Annotated in this window: 23 protein-coding genes and 1 pseudogene; 10 read left to right on the top strand and 14 right to left on the bottom strand. The window is 71.1% G+C overall.

Annotated elements, in window-relative coordinates; genetic code table 11:
* Positions 1-2: 2 nt before the first annotated feature.
* Positions 3-539: an NUDIX domain-containing protein gene (locus tag BW982_RS04450; protein ID WP_076490836.1), complete on the top strand. Its 537-nt coding sequence runs from the start codon at positions 3-5 to the stop codon at positions 537-539.
* Between the two features lie 2 nt (positions 540-541).
* Here BW982_RS04450 and BW982_RS04455 read toward each other — a convergent pair whose 3' ends face one another.
* The 3 genes from BW982_RS04455 to BW982_RS04465 are packed head-to-tail and all read right to left on the bottom strand — an operon-like array spanning position 542 to position 2603.
* Entirely contained in the window at positions 542-1297 is a 756-nt protein-coding gene (locus tag BW982_RS04455; protein WP_076490837.1) for an SDR family NAD(P)-dependent oxidoreductase, read from the bottom strand.
* Positions 1294-1797 carry a dihydrofolate reductase gene (locus BW982_RS04460; RefSeq protein ID WP_076490838.1) on the bottom strand — a complete coding sequence of 168 codons (504 nt, stop codon included), beginning with the start codon at positions 1795-1797 and terminating at the stop codon, positions 1294-1296. Before BW982_RS04460 ends, BW982_RS04455 begins: the two co-directional genes overlap by 4 nt.
* Complete coding sequence (locus BW982_RS04465) at positions 1794-2603, bottom strand: thymidylate synthase (RefSeq protein ID WP_076491860.1); 810 nt, start codon at positions 2601-2603, stop codon at positions 1794-1796. The genes BW982_RS04460 and BW982_RS04465 overlap by 4 nt, the downstream gene beginning before the upstream one ends.
* A gap of 168 nt (positions 2604-2771) precedes the next feature.
* Here BW982_RS04465 and BW982_RS04470 point away from each other — a divergent pair, with 168 nt between their 5' ends.
* The 4 genes from BW982_RS04470 (at position 2772) to BW982_RS04485 (ending at position 5147) form a co-directional block, all read left to right on the top strand.
* On the top strand, positions 2772-3209 hold the full coding sequence (locus tag BW982_RS04470) for a TlpA family protein disulfide reductase (RefSeq protein WP_076490839.1): 438 nt from the start codon (positions 2772-2774) through the stop codon (positions 3207-3209).
* Entirely contained in the window at positions 3202-3708 is a 507-nt protein-coding gene (locus tag BW982_RS04475; protein WP_076490840.1) for a DUF4395 domain-containing protein, read from the top strand. Before BW982_RS04470 ends, BW982_RS04475 begins: the two co-directional genes overlap by 8 nt.
* A gap of 106 nt (positions 3709-3814) precedes the next feature.
* Positions 3815-4240, top strand: a complete 426-nt coding sequence (locus BW982_RS04480) for an OsmC family peroxiredoxin (protein ID WP_076490841.1) — start codon at positions 3815-3817, stop codon at positions 4238-4240.
* The gene (locus tag BW982_RS04485) at positions 4233-5147 is read left to right on the top strand and encodes a TIGR01777 family oxidoreductase (RefSeq protein WP_076490842.1); all 915 of its coding nucleotides are present in this window, start codon (positions 4233-4235) and stop codon (positions 5145-5147) included. Before BW982_RS04480 ends, BW982_RS04485 begins: the two co-directional genes overlap by 8 nt.
* 35 nt (positions 5148-5182) lie before the next feature.
* Here BW982_RS04485 and BW982_RS04490 read toward each other — a convergent pair whose 3' ends face one another.
* Together BW982_RS04490 and dapB are read right to left on the bottom strand one after the other, a co-directional pair.
* A complete protein-coding gene (locus tag BW982_RS04490; protein WP_076490843.1) occupies positions 5183-5635 on the bottom strand; it encodes a hypothetical protein in 453 nt (150 codons plus the stop codon).
* A complete protein-coding gene (gene dapB, locus BW982_RS04495; protein WP_076490844.1) occupies positions 5632-6444 on the bottom strand; it encodes a 4-hydroxy-tetrahydrodipicolinate reductase in 813 nt (270 codons plus the stop codon). Before dapB ends, BW982_RS04490 begins: the two co-directional genes overlap by 4 nt.
* 82 nt (positions 6445-6526) lie before the next feature.
* On the opposite strand from dapB, the gene BW982_RS04500 reads away from it, so the two are divergent.
* Positions 6527-6997 (top strand): GNAT family N-acetyltransferase, encoded by a 471-nt coding sequence (locus BW982_RS04500; protein ID WP_076490845.1) that lies wholly within the window; start codon positions 6527-6529, stop codon positions 6995-6997.
* A gap of 63 nt (positions 6998-7060) precedes the next feature.
* Here the strand turns inward: BW982_RS04500 and BW982_RS04505 are convergent, their stop codons facing one another.
* The 4 genes and pseudogenes from BW982_RS04505 to BW982_RS04520 all read right to left on the bottom strand — a co-directional run bounded on the left by BW982_RS04505 (position 7061) and on the right by BW982_RS04520 (position 9259).
* Positions 7061-7672 (bottom strand): DUF2510 domain-containing protein, encoded by a 612-nt coding sequence (locus tag BW982_RS04505; RefSeq protein ID WP_076490846.1) that lies wholly within the window; start codon positions 7670-7672, stop codon positions 7061-7063.
* A gap of 64 nt (positions 7673-7736) precedes the next feature.
* Entirely contained in the window at positions 7737-8234 is a 498-nt protein-coding gene (locus tag BW982_RS04510; protein ID WP_217693662.1) for a GNAT family N-acetyltransferase, read from the bottom strand.
* 45 nt (positions 8235-8279) lie between these two features.
* Positions 8280-8525 (bottom strand): annotated as a pseudogene (locus BW982_RS04515) (histidine phosphatase family protein); the annotation flags it as partial.
* 191 nt (positions 8526-8716) lie between these two features.
* Positions 8717-9259 carry a helix-turn-helix domain-containing protein gene (locus tag BW982_RS04520; protein WP_076490847.1) on the bottom strand — a complete coding sequence of 181 codons (543 nt, stop codon included), beginning with the start codon at positions 9257-9259 and terminating at the stop codon, positions 8717-8719.
* A 380-nt stretch (positions 9260-9639) separates the two neighbouring features.
* On the opposite strand from BW982_RS04520, the gene BW982_RS17655 reads away from it, so the two are divergent.
* On the top strand, positions 9640-9807 hold the full coding sequence (locus BW982_RS17655; protein WP_139327311.1) for an LITAF-like zinc ribbon domain-containing protein: 168 nt from the start codon (positions 9640-9642) through the stop codon (positions 9805-9807).
* A 7-nt stretch (positions 9808-9814) separates the two neighbouring features.
* On the top strand, positions 9815-10459 hold the full coding sequence (locus BW982_RS04525) for a class I SAM-dependent DNA methyltransferase (protein ID WP_083696504.1): 645 nt from the start codon (positions 9815-9817) through the stop codon (positions 10457-10459).
* Between the two features lie 16 nt (positions 10460-10475).
* Here the strand turns inward: BW982_RS04525 and BW982_RS04530 are convergent, their stop codons facing one another.
* The 4 genes from BW982_RS04530 to BW982_RS04545 all read right to left on the bottom strand — a co-directional run bounded on the left by BW982_RS04530 (position 10476) and on the right by BW982_RS04545 (position 15160).
* Entirely contained in the window at positions 10476-10937 is a 462-nt protein-coding gene (locus BW982_RS04530; protein WP_076490849.1) for a hypothetical protein, read from the bottom strand.
* Between the two features lies 1 nt (position 10938).
* Positions 10939-11541, bottom strand: coding sequence for a histidine phosphatase family protein (locus BW982_RS04535; protein WP_076490850.1), 603 nt, complete (start codon positions 11539-11541; stop codon positions 10939-10941).
* 79 nt (positions 11542-11620) lie between these two features.
* Entirely contained in the window at positions 11621-12646 is a 1026-nt protein-coding gene (locus BW982_RS04540; RefSeq protein WP_076490851.1) for an aldo/keto reductase, read from the bottom strand.
* Between the two features lie 225 nt (positions 12647-12871).
* On the bottom strand, positions 12872-15160 hold the full coding sequence (locus BW982_RS04545) for a polyribonucleotide nucleotidyltransferase (RefSeq protein ID WP_076490852.1): 2289 nt from the start codon (positions 15158-15160) through the stop codon (positions 12872-12874).
* 330 nt (positions 15161-15490) lie between these two features.
* Between BW982_RS04545 and BW982_RS18105 the strand changes: the two genes are divergently transcribed.
* Positions 15491-16660: an aggregation-promoting factor C-terminal-like domain-containing protein gene (locus tag BW982_RS18105; RefSeq protein WP_076490853.1), complete on the top strand. Its 1170-nt coding sequence runs from the start codon at positions 15491-15493 to the stop codon at positions 16658-16660.
* A gap of 132 nt (positions 16661-16792) precedes the next feature.
* On the opposite strand, the gene BW982_RS04555 is transcribed toward BW982_RS18105, so the two are convergent.
* Complete coding sequence (locus tag BW982_RS04555) at positions 16793-18751, bottom strand: glycosyltransferase (protein ID WP_076490854.1); 1959 nt, start codon at positions 18749-18751, stop codon at positions 16793-16795.
* 133 nt (positions 18752-18884) lie between these two features.
* Between BW982_RS04555 and BW982_RS04560 the strand changes: the two genes are divergently transcribed.
* Complete coding sequence (locus BW982_RS04560) at positions 18885-19502, top strand: DedA family protein (protein ID WP_076491864.1); 618 nt, start codon at positions 18885-18887, stop codon at positions 19500-19502.
* Positions 19503-19504: the final 2 nt, after the last annotated feature.

The raw sequence follows: 19504 nt of genomic DNA on the forward strand, positions 1-19504 counted from the left end.
GCATGGTCTGGACCACCCGCTCCTCCCGCACCGTGTACGAGAACCGCTGGATCCACGTTCGAGAGGACGAGGTGACCGGCCCCGACGGCGACGGGATCTACGGTGTGGTCCGGATGCAGCAGCCCTCGGTGTTCGTCATCGCGATCGACGATCGGGCACGTCTGTGCATGGTGGAGCTCGAGCGCTACACGACCGGGCGCTCGCTCGAGCTGCCGTCCGGCGGCAGCGACGGCGAGGACCCGCTGGTGGCCGCGCAGCGCGAGCTGCGGGAAGAGAGCGGCGTCAGCGCGGCCCGGTGGGACCACATCGGCCGTATGCACGCCCTCAATGGCATCGCGGAGGCCCCCGAGCACGTGTTCCTCGCGCAGGACCTGCACATCGCGGATGCCACGGCGTCACAGCGAGAGGAGGGCATCGAGGCCGTGCGCTGGATCCCGTTCGCCGACGTGCTCGGTCTCGTGGCGGACGGCACCATCACCGACGGTGAGACGATCGCGGCGCTGGCGTTCGCCGGCATCCACCTCGGACGCTTCCGCTGACCTCAGCGACCCCGGGCGGCGGCCTTCACGACGGTCCGGTCGGGCAGCAGACGCGAGACGGCCACGAGGAGCTTGTAGCGCAGCGACGGAATGGACACCGAGCGCCCGCGCGCGGCGGCGCGCAGCCCCTCGCGCACCACGGTGTCGGCCGTGAGCCACATCCCGGGTGGGACCCCCTCCTGCCCCGGCGGAAGCCCGAGGCGTTCGTGGAAGTGGGTGTGGACGAATCCCGGGCACACCGCCGTGACGGACACCCCGCGCGGACCGTAGACCACATTCGCCCATCGGCTGAAGGAGATGAGCCACCCCTTGACGGCGCCGTACGTCCCCCGAGGAACGAATCCGGCCACGGAGGCGACGTTGACGATCCTGCCGCCGCCGCGCTCGAGCATGGTCGGCAGCGCCGCGTGGGTCAGGCGCAGAGCCGCCTCGACGTGCAGACGCAGGTGGCGGACTTCGTCGGCGACGTCGGTCTTCTCGAACGCCAGGTCGAGACCGAATCCGGCGTTGTTGACGAGCACGTCGACACCCGCGGCCAGGCGCGCCTCGACCGCCCCGCGCTCGTCGTCGTCGAGGAGGTCGGCGACCAGCACGTCGACGTGCGTCCCGAAATCGGCACGGATGCGCTCGGCCACCGCGGCGAGGGCTGCGCGATCACGCGCGACGAGCACCACGTCGGCGCCGCGGGCGGCCAGCTGGCGGGCGAACTCGGCGCCGAGACCCGAGCTCGCGCCGGTGACCAACGCGGTGCGGGTCACGCGGCGCTCCCCCGCGCGTAGGTCTCGAAGCGGTAGCGGATCCCGGTGCGGGAGACCTGCCAGCCCTCCTCGGGGTCGGCGGCGACCCGCGTCCAGCCGCCGAGGCCGGGCGCGACCGTGTCGCCGTCCACGTCGAGGTCTAGCCGTGTCACCTCCAGCATCTCGGCGCGACCGATGGCTTCGGCGTACAGTTGCCCGCCGCCGATGACCCACACGTCGTCGGTGCTCGCCAGCCGCAGTGCCGCGTCGAGCGAGTCGGCGCGCTCGGCCCCGGAATCGGCCCACGCGACGGACCGGGAGACCACGATGTTCCGGCGGCCGGGCAGCGGGCGGAACCGCGGTGGGAGCGACTCCCACGTGCGGCGCCCCATGATGACGTCGGACCCGCCCGTCACGGCGCGGAAGTGCGCCAGGTCTTCGGGCACGTGCCACGGCATCCCCCCGCCGGCACCGATCACGCCGTCGTGCGCCTGCGCCCAGACCAGCCCGAGCCTGGTCATACGGCGACGGCGGCCCGGATCGCGGGGTGGTGCCGATAGTCCTCGACCACGATGTCGTCGTACGTGTAGTCGAAGATCGAGTCGGGCTTCCGGGCGAACCGCAGCGTCGGGTACGGGTACGGGTCGCGCGTGAGCTGCTCGGTCACCTGAGCGCGATGGTTGTCGTACACGTGGCAGTCGCCGCCGGTCCAGACGAACTCGCCCGGTTCGAGCCCGACCTGCTGGGCGATCATCAGCGTGAGCAGCGCGTAGGACGCGATGTTGAAGGGGACGCCCAGGAACATGTCGGCGCTGCGCTGATAGAGCTGGCACGAGAGCTTGCCGTCGGCGACGTAGAACTGGAAGAGCGCGTGGCACGGGGCGAGAGCCATGTCGGGAATGTCGGCGGGGTTCCAGGCCGACACGATCAGGCGACGCGAGTCGGGATCGCGACGGATCTGGTCGATCACCTGCGAGATCTGGTCGATCTCGCCGCCGTCGGCCGTCGGCCACGAGCGCCACTGGACGCCGTAGACGGGGCCGAGCTCGCCGTCGGCATCCGCCCACTCGTCCCAGATCGTCACGCCGTTCTGCTGCAGCCACCCGACGTTCGACTCCCCGCGCAGGAACCACAGGAGTTCGTACACGATCGACTTCATGTGGACGCGCTTCGTCGTCACGAGCGGGAATCCCTGGGCCAGGTCGAACCGGATCTGTCGACCGAACACGCTCGTGGTGCCGGTGCCGGTGCGATCGGACTTGTGCACACCCGAGGCGAGGACGTCGCGGAGGAGATCTTCGTAGGGCGTGGGGATGTCGGCGGTCACGGCCCTCACGATACCGGGGTGCTCGGACACCCGGACGGAGCGCGCGCTGCCGTGCGCCCCGTCGATGGAACCCGTAGCTGGACGACCGCTGAGGAAACACCGGACGGGAGCGTCATTCGGCGACTCATCGGCCCCCGTCCCCCCCGTCGCGCGTTAGCGTTGTCGGTCGTGGACCTCACCCTTGCTCTCCTCGTGATCGCCGCGCTCGTCGTGGTCGCCGTGGGTGCCGGCGTCGTCTTCCGCCGTACGCAGGGACGCGCCCGCACCGTGGACTCCGCAGAGATCGTCGATCCGCGCCGGCTGGGCGCCGACGGACTCGGCGAGGAGGCGACGCTGCTGCAGTTCAGCACCGAGATGTGCGCACGCTGCCCCGGAGTACACCGCATGCTGTCGGACATCGCCGACGACCGGGAGGGCGTGCGCCACCTGGACGTCGACCTGACGCACCGCCCCGACATCGCTCAGCACTTCCGCGTGCTGCAGACCCCCACCACCCTGGTCCTCGACCGCCACGGGGCGATCCGCACCCGTTTCGGCGGCACCCCGGGCCGCGCCGTCGTCGAGCTCGAACTGAGCCGCCTGCAAGAGGAGTCCGCCCGTGCCTGAAGTCCAGCGCATCGATGTCCGCGGGCCGCGGTTCGCGGCATCCATCACCGCCGTCCTCCTGCTGGTCGCGACGTTCCTGTCGTTGATCGGCGTCGCCACCGGCGATCTCGCCGCCGCACCCCTGTCGGCGCGCATCCTCGACCCCGGCTTCCTTCTCCTGCTGGTGATCGCCCTGCTCTTCGTCTGGGGAGTCGCGTCGCCCCGCACCGCCCCGTGGGGAGTGCTCTACCGCCGCGTGGTGCAGCCGCGCCTGGCTGCTCCCACCGAGTTCGAGGACCCGCGCCCGCCGCGCTTCGCGCAGGGCGTCGGCCTGTTCGTCACCGCCGTGGGCCTGCTCCTGCACCTCGCGGGCGTGCCGTGGGCGCTCCCGATCGCCGCGGCGATGGCCTTCGTCGCCGCGTTCCTGAACGCGGTGTTCGGACTGTGCCTCGGATGCCAGCTCTACCTGGTCCTCCAGCGCGCGGGCCTCGTCGGCCGCCGTCGGCCCTCCGCGGCCTGAGCATCGGACCAGCGCGGGCTGTCAAGACCTCCGCCGCGTCGGCGGCCGTGGCTAGGCTGATCTGCGCCGCAGCCGCATCGGGCTGCGCCCACACACGGAGGTTCGAATGTCCGTCACCAGCGAAGCCACCACCGCCTGGAAGGGCAGCCTGTTCGAGGGATCGGGTGAGGTCACGTTCACCTCATCGGGGATCGGCACGTTCGATGTGAACTGGAAGGCGCGCAGCGAGGGATCCGGCTCGGTCACGACCCCCGAGGAGCTCCTGGCCGGCGCCCACTCGTCGTGCTTCAGCATGGCCCTCTCCAACGCCCTCGCCGAGAACGGGACGCCGCCCGAGTCGATCGACGCGACCGCCTCGGTGACCTTCAAGCCCGGCACCGGCATCACCGGCAGCCACCTGAACGTCAACGCCGTCGTTCCGGGCCTCGACGCCGCGACGTTCGAGAAGATCGCGAACGACGCCAAGGCGAACTGCCCCGTCTCGCAGGCGCTCGCGGGCATCGACATCACGCTCGAGGCCACGCTTGCCTGAGTCCCCCGCCCGACGCGTCGTCCTCGCCGGCGCGTCGGGCCTCATCGGCTCGGCGTTGGCCGAGGCGTTGCGCGCCGACGGCGTCGAGGTGACGTCGCTGGTGAGGCATCCGGCATCCGGCCCGCACGAGGTGCAGTGGTTGGACGATGCCACGCCCCTCGATCCCGACGTGCTCGCCGGTGCGGACGCGGTCGTGTGCCTGAACGGCGCGTCGATCGGACGGTTCCCGTGGACCCCCGCCTACAAGAGCCGGTTGCTCTGGTCGCGGATCACCCCCACCCGTACGCTCGCCGCGGCGATCCGCGAACTCGGGGCCGACGCCCCGGCGCTCGTCAACGCCTCCGCGACGGGGTACTACGGATCGCAGCCCGGCGCCGTCCTCACCGAGGCATCCGGGCGCGGTGAGGGCCTGCTCGCCGACATCTGCGTCGAGTGGGAGCACGCCGCGAAAGACGCGGGCTCTCACGCCCGCGTCGCTCTGCTGCGAACGGCACCGATCGTGCACGAACGAGGCGTGCTCAAGCCGCTCCTGCTGTTGACCAGGCTGGGCGCGTCCGGACCGATCGGCCGCGGGACGCAGGTGTGGCCGTGGATCACGCTCGACGACGAGGTGCGTGCCATCCGCCACGTCATCGACTCGGACATCGACGGCCCGGTGAACCTCACCGGACCCACCCGCGCCACCGCGAACGACCTCGGCTTCGCGCTGGCCCGGCGGATGAATCGGCCGTACATCCTGCGCGCTCCGGTGTGGGGCATGAAGCTCGCCCTCGGTCGCGACGCGACGGAGGCGCTGCTGACCTCGGATGCCGATGTCCGCCCCGCCGTGCTCAAGAACGCAGGCTTCACGTTCCTGCACCGCACCGTCGAGGACGCCGTCGCGTCCGCGGTCCCCGCCGCACGCTGACGCGAACGGCCGCGCGACTCACGCCGGCCGTCGTGTCAGCCGGCGCGTCCGTCGGCCGCCTGGAGGGAGATCGCCCGGCGCACAGCCTCCCGCGCCCGGCGCCGGTCGCCGGAGGCGTCGTACGCCAGGCCGAGGCGGTACCAGGCGCGCCAGTCGGCCGGATGCGCCTCCACGTCGGCACGATAGCCCGGGAAGAGCGCATCCGCGTCGGCGCGCGTCGCCCGGCCGCTCGGGCGCACGTCGAGCTCTTCGTCCGGCAGGGCGCCCTCGGCATCCAGGATCTCGCCGAGTCGCTGTGCACGCACCCCGAACCAGAGCTCCCGCCCGATGGCCCAGAGCGCGATGATCGGCAGCACGATCAGGGCCACGCCCATCGCGATGCCCACGCCGTCTCCGCTGCCGAGCAGCACGAGAGCGCGCTGCCCCGCGAGCACGATGTAGAGCAGCAGGAGGACCGTCATGATCGCGACGGCGATACGCGTCCTCATGCGCTGGTGACGCTCGCGACCTGCCCCGACACGTCGTCGTCGGCGATCGGCGCCTCCGAGCGGACGGGGCGTGTGCGGACACCGATGTCGATGAAGCTGTCGAGCCCCACGATCACGCCGCGCGCGTCGCGCGCCGCGGCCAGCGCGATGCGGATGCCGGGGGCGTACGCCGTGGCGGGGTCGATGGTGTCGTGGACGATGGTGAGCGACTCCCCCGCGCCCGACAGGACGGTCTCCTGCCGCGCGACGACACCCGGTCGCCGCAGCGAATGGATCGGCACCGAGGCGACCTGCTGACCCCGTGCGCGCTGGTCCACGTGGGGCGACTGCACCGGGCCGACCTTCTCGCGGGCGGCGGCGATGAGCTCGGCCGTCCGGACGGCGGTGCCGCTGGGCGAGTCCACCTTGGTCTCGCGGTGCGCCTCGACGATCTCGATCGACGGGAAGAAGGGCGCGGCCGCCGCGGCCAGGGCGCTGCCGACCACGGAACCGAGCGAGAAGTTGGGGATGAACACGGCCCCGGTGCCGCTGGCATCCACCAGGGGGCGCACGAGGGCGATCCGCTCGTTCGACCACCCCGATGTGCCCACGAGTACGTTGATCCCGCGCTCGATGGCCGCGCGCACCACGTCGATCGACACCGCGGGAGTGGAGGCGTCGATGACCAGGTCGGCGCCGTCGAGTTCGGCGAGATCGGATCGTGAGCCGAGCACGGCCGCGACCTCGTACCCCTCCCCGGTCTCGACGACCTCGCGGATCACTCCGCCGAGTTTCCCGGTTCCGCCCACGATGGCAACGCGTGTGGTCATGGTGCCAGCCTATGCGGCGGCGTCACCGGCGGGCCGGCATGCGGGGGGACGCGCCGGTTCGCGCCTCGCCTAGCATCGGAGCGTGGTCTCGATTCGTCTCTCCCCCGTCGACGCCCCCGACGCGCACGCGCTGCTCGAGGAGTACTTCGCACTGCGCGCCTCGATCTTCCCCGGCGGTGGCTACCGCACGGTCTTCCCGTCACCGGCGACGTTCGTCGAACCGGCCGGCGTCTTCGTCGTGCTCGACGACGACGAGGGTCGCCCGTCGGGATGCGGCGGCATCCGGCGCATCGACGACGGACCGCACGGCCCGCGCGACGAGGTCAAACACCTGTTCGTGCGCTCCACGGGCCGAGGGCGCGGCTGGGGGCGCGTGATCCTCGACGATCTCGAGCGCCGGGCGCGCGAGCGCGGCGCCGCCGAGCTCGTGCTCGACACCCACCACACGCTCGACGCAGCGGGCGGCCTGTACGCACGTTCGGGGTTCCAGGCGATCCCGGCGTACAACGACAACGCGAACGCGACGAGGTGGTACGGAAAGATGCTGGGGTGACACCGGACTGCGCAGGTCCGACCGAACCGGTGAGCTAGCCGCGGGGCGGCCTCGCCGCACCAGTCAATAGCACTCCACCTTCGAGATGCGAACAGAGTCGGCGCTGTCTTCGAGGATCTGAAGATTCGCGGCGGCCGTTTCTCCTGCTCGCACCCCGGACAGAAGGTCATTTGCCATGCCCACAACAGTTCCACCCGACAACGTGCTTCCTTCGACGTAGAGCGCCGTTGGGCATCCCTTCATGGTCAGCACCAAGTAGTTGCTGCACTTCCCATAGGCGCATGTGTAGTCGCCCTTTGCTGCAAACTTGCCGTACAGCGAGCCCGACTCGATGACTGACCAGCCCGCCGCCTTCTGGGTCTCGTCCTGCACCTGCGCAACTGTCTGGGGAAGGGACTGCCCCGCACCAGGCTCCACGGCTGTCGAGCCGCTCGCGGCATTAGTAGTGGAGCGCACGTTGGCGGCGCCCATGCCGATCACGACGGCAACCACGGCCACCGCAACCAGCAGTCCAAGACAACCAAATAGCCCGCAGCCGATGCCGCTGTTCTTCTGGGCCGGGGCGGCCGGCGCGGAGGGCGGTAACAGCGCCCCCGTCCAGGCGTCCCCTGTCCACCATCGAAGCTGACCCGATCCCTCTGGGTCGGGATACCATCCCGCCGCTGTGTTCCCCATGCCCGTGATATTGCCACGCCGAGTGCGCGGGGGACTCAGCGAACCTCGTCAAGCTGTGTGAACGTCAGCGCAGCGTCTTCACGCGCCAGGTGACCCGTAGGCGTGGGTCACCGGATGCCGCGTCCTCGACACGATCGACGAGGAACCCTTCCCGCTCGTAGAAGTCACCCGCGCGGGTGTTGGCGGTGAAGTGTTCGATCCCCACTGAGGCGGCATCCCGAGGTAGTCGCGCGATGACCGCGTCGAGTAGCCGCGGCCCGACACCGGATCCGCGGAGCAAGGGATGAACGTACAGCTTCCAGATCATCGGCGGCGTCAGGTCGATGTCGACCTGAGCGACACCCACGATCTCCCTGTCCCGGAGGGCGATGATCACGATACCCGCCACCACCGCCGGGTGCATTGCCGCGCGGCTCCACCACGTGTCGACCTGCGACTGCGCCGCCTCGGCGCCCAGAATCGGGGCGTAGAAGTCCACCACGTAGCGAGTACCGAAGTCGCAGATCGCCTCGGCGTCGCTCTCGACTGCTCCGCGAAGGGTCACGAGAGAGGATGCCGCCACACCACCGGAGGCTACCGGAGGACGAAAGTGTGCGCCGACCTGCGGTCAGACAGGAAGCGGGTCGACAAGCCCCGTACGCAGTTCCACCGGCAGGTGCGCCAAGTCGTTGAGCGAGAGCAGCGTCCAGGGGCGCCCCTTCTTCTGCGCGATCACGGTCAGACCGCTGTAGGCCCGGTTGATCGTCATCCAGCGCCAGTCCGGAGCCTGCAGGACTTCGCGCACGAACCACGCGATCAGGAAGTTGTGGGTGATGAGCAGCTCATGCACCTCGCTCGTCTTCCGCGCGAGGAATGTGGAGGACTATCCACCCTGGACGAGTGTGACCGAGACGAGGAGTCGCTTTCTCGACGGGCTCAGCCCTGACGGAACCCCAGCGGGCCGCTACGACTTCGTATGGCTGCCCCCTCGCGAAGTCCGCGAGGGGGCGTCGAAGCTCGGAATCACACATGCCAACTTCTGACGACCGCGACGCGACGGTGCGGTCACGTCAGGTCCTGGCCTGACATCGAGTTCGCGGTCGGGGCTGCCGACGACAGCGTGACGGCCGCACGGCGACGCGCGCGTCGGGATTGCGCGCCCCGTGAAAGCGGATACTTCTCGTTCAAATGGGGCTCCAGGAAGAGTCGGCGCACAGCGAGAAAGATCATGGTGCCGCCGACCCAGTACCCCAGGAACAAGACGAGTCCTTGCGCGAACGTGAAGCTGATCAACGTGAGGATGACGCCGACACCGATGTAGATCCACCGCCATGCCCCCGCGGTCCGATCGCGCGCGGCCTGCTGCACCGCCGCACGGGCTTCCAGCGACTCGACGCGCGAGTTCAGGACATCGTCTTCGATCGTCGAAAACAGGTCCCGAACGGGGACGCGCAGGGCCTCAGCGACCCGCGACAGCGTCTCCAGGCTCGCGTCCTCCCCCGCCTCCAAGCGCTGGACGGTGCGGAGACCGACCCCGCTCTCCGTCGCCAGTCGCTCCTGGGTCCAGCCGTGGTTCTGTCGAAGTTCGATGATTCGTGTCTTGGTCATGACCTCATCCTCGTTTCGTCGTTCCCGCCAGCGCCACGCCACGAACCCGCCGCTCGGCCGCCACTGACCCGTCAGAGAGCCGCCAGCGGGTTGAGGCACGGGCGCGCGCCAAGTTCGACACGCACGCCGGTGCGGACGATCGTCACCAGAGTCGCACGCGACAGCCTCAACGCCAACGCCAACGTCGAGGTGCGGTGAGCGTGCACGGCGACGGCGATTGCGGGCCGCGCTCATCCTCGCTCTTCATCTGGGCGAAGGTGTCGTACGCGGTGGAGTTGACGCCTGATCGCAGACGGCAACCGACGCCGCGAGTGCCCGCCGTCTGGCCGGATCGTCTCTCTGCGACCAGACGCGCCGTCGAAGCCCGATACCGTACGGATATGACGCTCCAAGAAGCCACTGTCCTGACCTGGGTGATCGCCGCGGGGTGCTTCTTGATCGGATGTCTGATCCTGTGGTTCATCATCTACACCGCCGTGCGTTCCGCGCTCTCCGCCCACCGACAGGCTGCGGCGGACGAACGCCAGCTCCCTCTACACCGCGATTGAGCCTTCGGTGGCGGACACCACCCGCAGCCTGTATGACACGGTCGCCGACACGTACGCGTGCGTACTGCCGGATCTTCGGGCCGAAGCAGCTTCGGACCTCGAACTCATCTACCGGTTCGGGCGCATGGTGCCCGCGGGCGAGTCGCCCGTCCTGGACGCAGGCTGCGGTACTGGCCGAGTGCTGCCCTACCTCGCGAGCCTGGGGCTCGCGCCGCTCGCCGGCATCGACCTCTCCCCCGCGATGGTCGCACATGCCCGCCGACACGCACCCGACGCGCGCATCGCCGTCGCGCCGTTGACGGCCCTGCCGTTCCCGGATGCCGGAGTGCGCGGCATCCTGTGCTGGTACGCGATTATTCACAGCACGCACGCCGAGGTCGCCGTGATCGCCGAGGAGGCCGCGCGGGTACTCGTCCAGGGCGCACCTTTGCTACTGGCGTTCCAGGCCGGGACAGGGGATCACTTCGTTCCACGCGCCTACGGTCACGACGTGTCGCTGCACGCCGTCCTCCACGAGCCGGACGACATCGCTGCGGCTCTGACGAGCGCGGGTTTCCAGATCGTCGCGACCGATCGACGAGACCCGCTCTCGGTCGAGAAGCACGGGCAGGGCTTCGTTCTCGCGGTGCGCGCCAAGGCCACCGAAGCGTGATCACCCCCGCCCGGTTCTACCTGCCCGGGCCCACTTCAGCCCGATCAGCCCGGCGCGCCGCGCCGACGGTGGCCGGACCGACGATCGCCGCAGTGACCGCCGCGGTGAGGCCGCCGAGGATCAGGCCCAGCACGACTCCGTAGCCACCGGTCGTCGCGGTGACGACGGCCACCCAGAACGCCAGGGCCGCCCCGGCGGCCGACACCGTCGCCACCGCGGCACGCGACGCGACCGAACGGGTACGCGTGCGCGTCCACAGCAGCAGCCCGGCCCAGAAGCCGACGATCGCGGGGAGCACGGCGACGAAGCCGGCGAACGCCCCGTACAGCGGCATGACCCACACGACGCCCTCTTCACCGCGGTCGGGCGGGATCAGGAAGCCGAAGAGGATCCCGCAGACCACAGCCCCGGCGACGGTACCGCCCAGGGCCAGCCACCCGACGACGGGTACGTAGGGCCCGCCGCGCGACGGCGCCACCTCAGACCGGGAGCGGGTCGACAAGCCCCGTACGCAGTTCCACCGGCAGGTGCGCCAGGTCGTTGTGCGACAACAGGGTCCAGGGGCGCCCCTTCTTCTGCGCGATCACGGTCAGACCGCAGTAGGCCTGGTTGATCGTCATCCAGCGCCAGTCCGGAGCCTGCAGCACCTCGCGCACGAACCACGCGATCACGAAGTTGTGGGTGATGAGCAGCTCATGCACCTCGCCTGTCTTCCGCGCGAGGAATTCGGCCGTGGCATCCTCCATCTGCGCGCGCCCCGCCTCGATCTCGGCCTCCGTGACACTGCCGAAGAACGGCTCGTACGCCGCCGGCGTCTCGGGCGTCATGCCCGTGGGGACACAGTCGAACAGCAGAGCGGATGCCTCGGGCGTCACGGACGGCAGACGCTCGGCGACGGCGCGCGCGGTCTGCGCCGCGCGCTCCAGAGGAGAGTGCCACACGGCGTCGAGCGGGAGCCCGGAGAGGCGGTCGGCGAGGAGGGCCGCCTGGCGCTGGCCGCGCGGCGACAGCGGTCCGTCGGTGAGCCCGTGCTCGGCATCCTGATGCTCGCCGTGGCGCACCAGGTAGATGTAATGCGTCACGTCAGCTCACCTCGTCGTCAGTGTGCGGGCCCCCCGCAGAACACTTCCAGCCTACGTCACGCCCCCGACACGGGGCGGATCACTCGGCCGCGCGAGCGATGTCCGACAGCTGGGCGCGGCTGAGCCGGACGCCCACCGCGCGCATGCACTCGACGACGTGCCGCGGAGCGAACGCGTTGACGATCGGCGCCGTGACCGCCTTCTGAGCGAGGAGCCAGGCCACCGCGACCGCGGCATCCGGAACCCCCAGTTCCACGCCGACGGCATCGAGCGCGCGCAGCACCCGCGATCCCCGGCGGTTCAGGTGAGCCGCGAGCTGCGAGCCGCGGACCGAACTCTGCTGCTGACCGCGGGTGCGGGTCTCGCCGGCGAGGAAGCCGTGCGCGAGCGGGTGGGACGGAGTCACCGCGATGCTCTGCGCCGCGGCGATCAGCCGCAGATCGCCGTCGAACTCGTCCCGGCGCATGACGTTGTACGGCACGTCCAGGACCGTCACCCGCGGGTATCCGGCCGACGAGAGGATCCGCGCCTCCACCAGCTGCGAGGCCGTGTAGCCGTGCGCGCCGATCGCGCGCACCTTGCCGCTCTCGACGAGCCACTCGCACGTCGCGAGCGTGTCCTCCAGGACCGCCGTGTCGCCGCGAATGGCATCCAGCGAGAGGACGTCGATGCGATCGGTGCCGAGACGGCTGAGCGACGCCTCGACGGCGCGGACGAGGTTCACCGCGCCGAGTCCCGGGTTGTCGGGATGCCGCCCGATGCGCACCGCAAGCACGGTGTCGTCGCGCGTGCCGCGGGAACGCATCCACGAGCCGATGATGTACTCGCTGCGTCCCGCCGCGTAGCTGTCGGCGGTGTGGATCGCGTTGCCGCCGAGCTCGACATACGTGTCGAGGATCTCGTGGCTCACGCGGGCATCGACGTTCCAGCCGAACTCGCCACCGCCGAGGAACAGCGGGAACACGTCGAAGCCGGTCTCGCCGAGGGGCACGCGCACGTGCGACCCGAGGCCGGGACCCTGCAGCGTCACGGGAGCGGACGGGTGAGGCACCCGGTTGCGGCGCAGGGGCGGCGTGGCCGTCTCGTCGACGCCCGAGCCACTCATGGGCCACTCCTCGGTGCACCGGAGACCGGACGCCGACGGCGCCCGCTTCGCCCCCGACGCGTAGTTCGAGGGTAGGGCCTCACCAGGGCCCGACCGCCGATTCGCCCGGCTCGGCGATAAACATTGCATAACGCTTGAAGACGGCCGCCTGACCGCCGCCGGCCGGGCCGGAATGCACGGATGCCCGCCCCGCGTGACGCGGGACGGGCATCCGTCGGAGAGGGGTCAGCCCTCGGCGGGAGCCTCGGGGCCCTCGCTGGCCGCAGCCGAGCCCTCGGTGTCGGCGGGCTCGGTGGCCTCGTCGAGCACGGGCTCCAGCGACAGCTTGCCGCGGTCGTCGATCTTCGTGATACGCACGAGGATCTTGCGACCGACCGACAGCACGTCCTCGACGTTCTCGACACGCTTGCCGCCGGCGAGCTTGCGGACCTCGCTGACGTGCAGCAGGCCGTCCTTGCCGGGAAGCAGCGAGATGAACGCGCCGAACGTCGCGATCTTCACGACCGTACCCAGGAACTGCTCGCCGACCTCCGGGTTGGTGGGGTTGGCGATCGCGTTGACCTGGGCGCGGGCGGCCTCGGCCGAGGGGCCGTCGGTCGCACCGATGTAGACCGTGCCGTCGTCCTCGATCGAGATCTGGGCGCCGGTCTCGTCCTGGATAGAGTTGATCGTCTTGCCCTTGGGGCCGATGAGCTCACCGATCTTGTCGACCGGGATCTGCACGCTGATGACGCGGGGCGCGGTGGGCGCCATCTCGTCGGGCGCATCGATCGCGGCGTTCAGGACGTTCAGGATCGTGAGGCGAGCCTCGCGAGCCTGCTGCAGCGCGGCGGTGAGCACCGACGACGGGATGCCGTCGAGCTTCGTGTCGAGCTGGATCGCGGTGACGAACTCGCTCGTACCCGCGACCTTGAAGTCCATGTCGCCGAGCGCGTCCTCGGCGCCGAGGATGTCGGTCAGCGCGGCGTAGCGCGTCTGCCCGTCGACCTCGTCCGAGACCAGACCCATGGCGATACCGGCGACGGGGGCGCGAAGGGGCACACCCGCGTTCAGCAGCGACAGGGTCGAAGCGCACACCGAGCCCATCGAGGTCGAGCCGTTGGAGCCCAGCGCCTCGGAGACCTGACGGATGGCGTAGGGGAACTCCTCGCGGCTCGGCAGCACCGGGACGAGGGCGCGCTCGGCGAGGAAGCCGTGCCCGATCTCGCGACGCTTGGGCGAACCCACGCGACCGGTCTCACCGGTCGAGTACGGCGGGAAGTTGTAGTGGTGCATGTAGCGCTTGCTCGTGACCGGCGACAGCGAGTCGATCTGCTGCTCCATCTTGAGCATGTTCAGCGTGGTCACGCCCAGGATCTGGGTCTCGCCGCGCTGGAAGATCGCCGAGCCGTGGACGCGCGGGATGACCTGCACCTCGGCGTCGAGCGGACGGATGTCGGCCAGGCCGCGGCCGTCGATGCGGACGCCCTCGGTGAGGATGCGGCCGCGCACGATCTTCTTGGTGACCGACTTGTACGCACCGGAGAACTCCAGGGGAGCCCCGGCCGGCAGCTCGCCCGCCTCGACGGCGGCGATGAGCTCGGCCTTGACGCGGTCCTTGACGGCGTCGTCGGCGTTCTGGCGCTCCTGCTTGTCGGCGATCTGGTAGATGCCGACGAGGTCGTCGTACGCGCGACCGGCGACGAAGTCGTAGACCTCGGAGCTGTACGCGGGGAAGACCGGGTACGGCTGGATCTCCTTGGCCGCGGTGTTCGCGACGACGTTCTGTGCGGCGACGAGCTCGCGGATGAAGGGCTTCGAGGCCTCGAGGCCCTCGGCCACGACCTGCTCGTTCGGCTTGGTGGCGCCGCCCTTGATGAGGTTCCAGCTGCCTTCGGTGGCCTCGGCCTCGACCATCATGATCGCGACGTCGCCGTCCTCCAGGACGCGGCCGGCCACGATGAGGTCGAACACGGCCTCCTCGAGCTGCGGGGCGGTCGGGAAGGCGACCCACTGGTCGGCGTGCTCGCCGTGACCCGGGATGAGCGCCAGGCGGACACCCGCGATGGGACCCGAGAACGGCAGACCCGAGATCTGGGTCGAGAGCGAAGCGGCGTTGATGGCGAGGGCGTCGTAGAACTCGCCCGGCGCGATCGAGAGCACGGTGACGACGATCTGGACCTCGTTGCGGAGGCCGTCGACGAACGACGGGCGCAGCGGGCGGTCGATGAGACGGCACACGAGGATGGCCTCCGTGGAGGGGCGACCCTCGCGGCGGAAGAACGAGCCGGGGATCTTGCCGGCGGCGTAGGAGCGCTCCTCGACGTCGACGGTCAGCGGGAAGAAGTCGAAGCCTTCACGCGGGTGCTTGCCGGCGCTGGTGGCCGAGAGCAGCATGGTCTCTTCGTCGAGGTACGCGGCGACGGCGCCCTGCGCCTGCTGCGCGAGACGACCGGTTTCGAAGCGGACGGTACGGGTGCCGAAACGACCGTTGTCGAGAACGGCCTCAGCGGCGGTGATTTCTGGACCTTCCAAGAGGTCCCTCCTTCTTTGTTTAGGCTCGGCGCCCCGTGTGGGCGACGAGCTGACATGCGAAGGAGCAGGAACAGGCAGAAAGGGCGCGCCGACTCGTCGGCCCGGAAATCCCGGCGACTGGCCACCAGTAGACGACCACCCGGCGTCATGACGGGGAGTCCACCACAGGGGACCAGCGTCTGCCGGCCTGCTCCGTGAGCTCATGTGTAATTGAGCGGATGCCATGGCGGCATCCTCCGAGAGCCTATCAGGGCCCGACTTTCCCGGGTGGTTCGACCCGGAAGGGTGCCGTACCCTCGCCTCATGGGCCTCAGACGTCACACACGTCACATGGCTCTCGCGAGCGCCCTGATGTGCGCCGTCCTGACGATCGCACCTCTGAGCACGACCGCGGACGCCTCCGTCCGGTCTGCGGCGGTCGGTGACGACGACCCCGCGGTCGCCGACCTGAAGGCACAGCTGGATGCCGCCGAGGCTGCCGCGGCGTCCGCGTCGCGGGGTGCCCTCGACGCGTCCGCCGCCGCGGAACGCGCGCGGCTGCTCGCCGAGAGCACGGCGGCTCGCGCCCAGACGTTGACGGCCCGGAGCGCCGACGCCGACGCGACCCTCGCCTCGGCGACCGCGCGCGCCGGTGCGAGCGCGTCCCGGCTGTACCGCTCGACCGCCGGGGGTCCTCTCGTCGCCCAGCTGCTGACCGCGGCAGACCCCGACTCGCTGCTGGAGCGTCTCGGCATCCTGGATCGGGTGTCGGCCGTGACGGCACGGACCGCGAGCGAGGCGCGTTCGGCGTCGGACCTCGCGACGTCGCTGCGCACGCAAGCGGACGCGGCGCGCGCGGAGGCGGCCCGCCTCGCGAACGAGGCCGCGACCACGGCGGCGGAGGCTCAGACCCGGGCCGATTCCGAGGCGACCACGGTCGCTGCGACCCGCACACGGCTCGACGAGCTGTACGCGCAGCTCGCCGCGATCCGCGAGACCACCGCGGCGCAGGAGCGCGCCGCCCGGCTCGCGCAGCAGACCGCAGCTCTGGCGGCACAGTCCGCTGCGGCGACCGGCGGCTCGTCCGGCGGGGGCGCGACGAGCAGCGGGTCCGGCGGATCGTCGAGCGGGGGCTCGGCGAGCAGCGGGTCGGGGGCGTCCGCCGGCAGCGGTGGCGGGAGCGGCAGCACCACAGCCCCGGCGGGTCCGACGATGTCGCCCTCCGCGGCGCGCGAGTACGCCCGTGGCGCCATCGGGTCGTACGGCTGGGGTGACGATCAGTTCTCGTGTCTCGTCTCGCTCTGGAACCGGGAGTCCGGCTGGCGCGCCGACGCCCTCAATCCGTGGAGCGGTGCCTATGGCATCCCGCAGGCCCTCCCCGGGGAGAAGATGGTCACCGCCGGAGTGGACTGGCGCACGAACGCCGCGACCCAGATCGACTGGGGGCTGTCGTACATCCGCTCGGTCTACGGCTCCCCGTGCGGCGCTTGGGCGCACTCCGAGGCCACGGGCTGGTACTGACTTCACCCGAGCCGCCAGATCACGCGATGCGGCCGAAGTCACTCCTTCTGGTCGGCCATACCGCGTACGTTCGGCCGGATCACGTGAATTGGCGGCCGCTCGGGCGTCCGGGGCGCAGCGCGGGCGCGACCCCTAGGACGACGTGCGCTGACGCTCGCCGCGCGTCGGGAGCTCGACGTACCCGTCGTGCTTGGGGAGGATGCCGTCGCCGGCGGTGCGCCCGCGGATGCGGCGCCAGACCCACGGCAGGGCGTCACGCGTGAGCCATCCGCCCCGCGGCACCTCGTCGTCCGCGTGCAGGGCCTCGTCGAGGCCGGACAGTTCCCCGGCGTCGGGCACCCCGAGCGCTTCGGCCGCGCGGTACGCCACGAGCCGGTGCCCCCGCGACCGCAGGTGCACCAGGTCATCGGCCCACAGTGACAGGTCGCCGATCTCGGCGACCGCCTCCAGGTCGAGCAGGATCGCGCCGTGCGTACGGGCGATCCGGCGCAGCTCGACGTTGTAGGCGGCGAACCGGCGGGCGAAGATCCGCGCAGCCGCCCGCCGGGGAAGGAACGTCGTGACCAGCAGCACGTCCGCGCCGGTGCGACGCACGGCCCGCACGGCGGACTCCACCTCGGCGGCGAGGGCCGGGATCACCGGCGCGGGACCAACGAGGTCGTTCGCGCCGATGAGGATCGAGACGAGGTCGGGCCGGAGCGCGAGGGCCGCGGGGATCTGCTCGTCGATGAGGTGCCGCACGCGGCGGCTGCGGACCGCGAGGTTGGCGTACCGGAACGGCCCCGCGTCGCTCGTGTGGGCCAGGAGCTCCGCGAGACGGTCGGCCCACCCGCGGAACTGGCCCGACGGCATCCGCGACGCGTCGCACAGCCCCTCGGTCAGCGAATCGCCGAGCGCGACGTAGCGGGTCCAGTGCCCTCGGGGGCGTGGTGCGGGCACCTCGGGCCGCTCGCCGCCGCGCACGAGCATCCCGGCATCGCGCGCGCGCAACGCCGCCGCGTCGCGGTAGTGCCCGACGAGCTCACGGGTGAGCGCCTCCCACGTGCGCCCGGCGACGGCATCCCGGGCCGCCCGTGCGAACGCCTGCCGTTTCGACTCGTCGCCCACGAGGTCGGCGACCCGCGCCCGCAGGTCGTCGAGGTCGCCCGGCTTGTACAGCCACCCGTCGACGCTCGAGCGGACGAGATCCAGCGGACCCCCGACGCCGGTGGCGACCACCGGGACACCGCTGGCCAGGGCCTCCTGGATCGTCTGGCCGAACGTCTCGCTCTCGCCGGGATGCACGAACACGTCGAACCCGGCCATCGCCCGCGCGAGCGCGTTACCCGACAGGTGTCCCGTGAACACGGCATCCGGGATCGCCCTCTCCAGGGCCGGACGCGAGGGGCCGTCGCCGACGATCACCAGGCGCGTCCCCGGCAGGTCGGCGAGCGCGCGCAGGTCGTCGACCTGCTTCTCGGGGGCGAGTCGCCCCACGTAGCCGACGATGCGCTCGCCGCCGGGCGCCAGCGCGGCGCGCCAGGCCTCGTCGCGGTGCTCGGGCGCGAAGCGGACGGCATCCACTCCCCTCCCCCATCGGCGGATGCGATCCACGCCGAGCTCCTCGAGCTGTCGCGTGGACGCCGACGACGGGGCGAGCGTGAGCGTGGCCCGGCGGTGCAGTCGCGTGACGTGTCCGGCGACCAGAGCCGTGGCCTGGGGCAGACCGTACTTCTGGGCGTAGGAGATGACGTCGGTCTGGTAGACCGCGACCGAGGGGATCCCCAGCGCCTCCGCGGCCGCGAGTCCCTGCCAGCCGAGGACGAACGGGGATGCCAGGTGCACGACGTCGGGGCGGAACTCCCGCAGCAGCGCACCGAGGCGCGCGGCGCGCGCGAACACGACGCGCACCTCGGGGTACGACGGCAGCGGCACCGAGCGAAGGAGTTCGGCGCGGGCGCCGTGCAGGTCGGCGCTGACGTCTCCGGACTTGGGGGCGATCACGAGCGTCTCGTGACCGGCCTCCGCCAGATGGCGGAGGACGTGCAGAACGGAACCGGTGACCCCGTTCATGTGCGGGAGGAAGGACTCGGCCAGCAGCGCGACTCTCACGCCTCCAGGGTGGGACCCGCGGACGCGGCGCGGCGCGCATCCGGGCCCGACGTTCGCGATGTTCACCGGATGCTCCGCGGCGGGTCACCGCTCGGTCGGCATCCCGTCTCGATCCGCGACGGAGAGTGACGTGATGGACGGGATCGATGCGTGGCTCGGACTGATCGCGGCGAGCCCGTGGGCGCTGCCCGCGATGGCCGCGCTCGTGTTCGCGGATGCCTTCCTCGTCGTCATCCCGGGCGAGGCGGCCGTCACGGCGTTCGGCGCGCTGGCCGTCGCCCACGGCACTCCCCCGCTCTTCGCTGTCATCCTCGTCGCGGGGGCGGCGGCCTTCTGCGGCGATCTGTGCTGCTACTTCGTGGGGCGCGCCGTCGGGGTGGACCGCTGGGCGTGGATGCGCGGACCGCGCGTGCGTTCGGCGCTGGAGTGGGCACGCGCCCGCCTCGAGCGCAACGCCGCGGTGGTGCTGTTCACGGCGCGCTTCGTCCCGTTCGCCCGACTCGCGGTCAACCTCGCGGCGGGGGCGGCACGGGTGAATCCGGCGCGGTACCTCGGGGTCGCGGCGGTCGCCGCGATGGCGTGGGCCGCCTACCAGGCGGTGATCGGGGCGGTGGTCGCCGCGCTCGTCCCGGGCGGACCGGTGGTCGCGGTGATCGTGTCGATCGTGGTCGCGGTGGGGATCGGGGTGGGGATCGACCTCGTGCTCGCCCGGCGGGCGCGACGTCGGGCGGCGCGCGACCTGGCGGCGTAGCC

Source organism: Microbacterium sp. RURRCA19A, from assembly GCF_900156455.1.
Classification (GTDB): domain Bacteria; phylum Actinomycetota; class Actinomycetes; order Actinomycetales; family Microbacteriaceae; genus Microbacterium.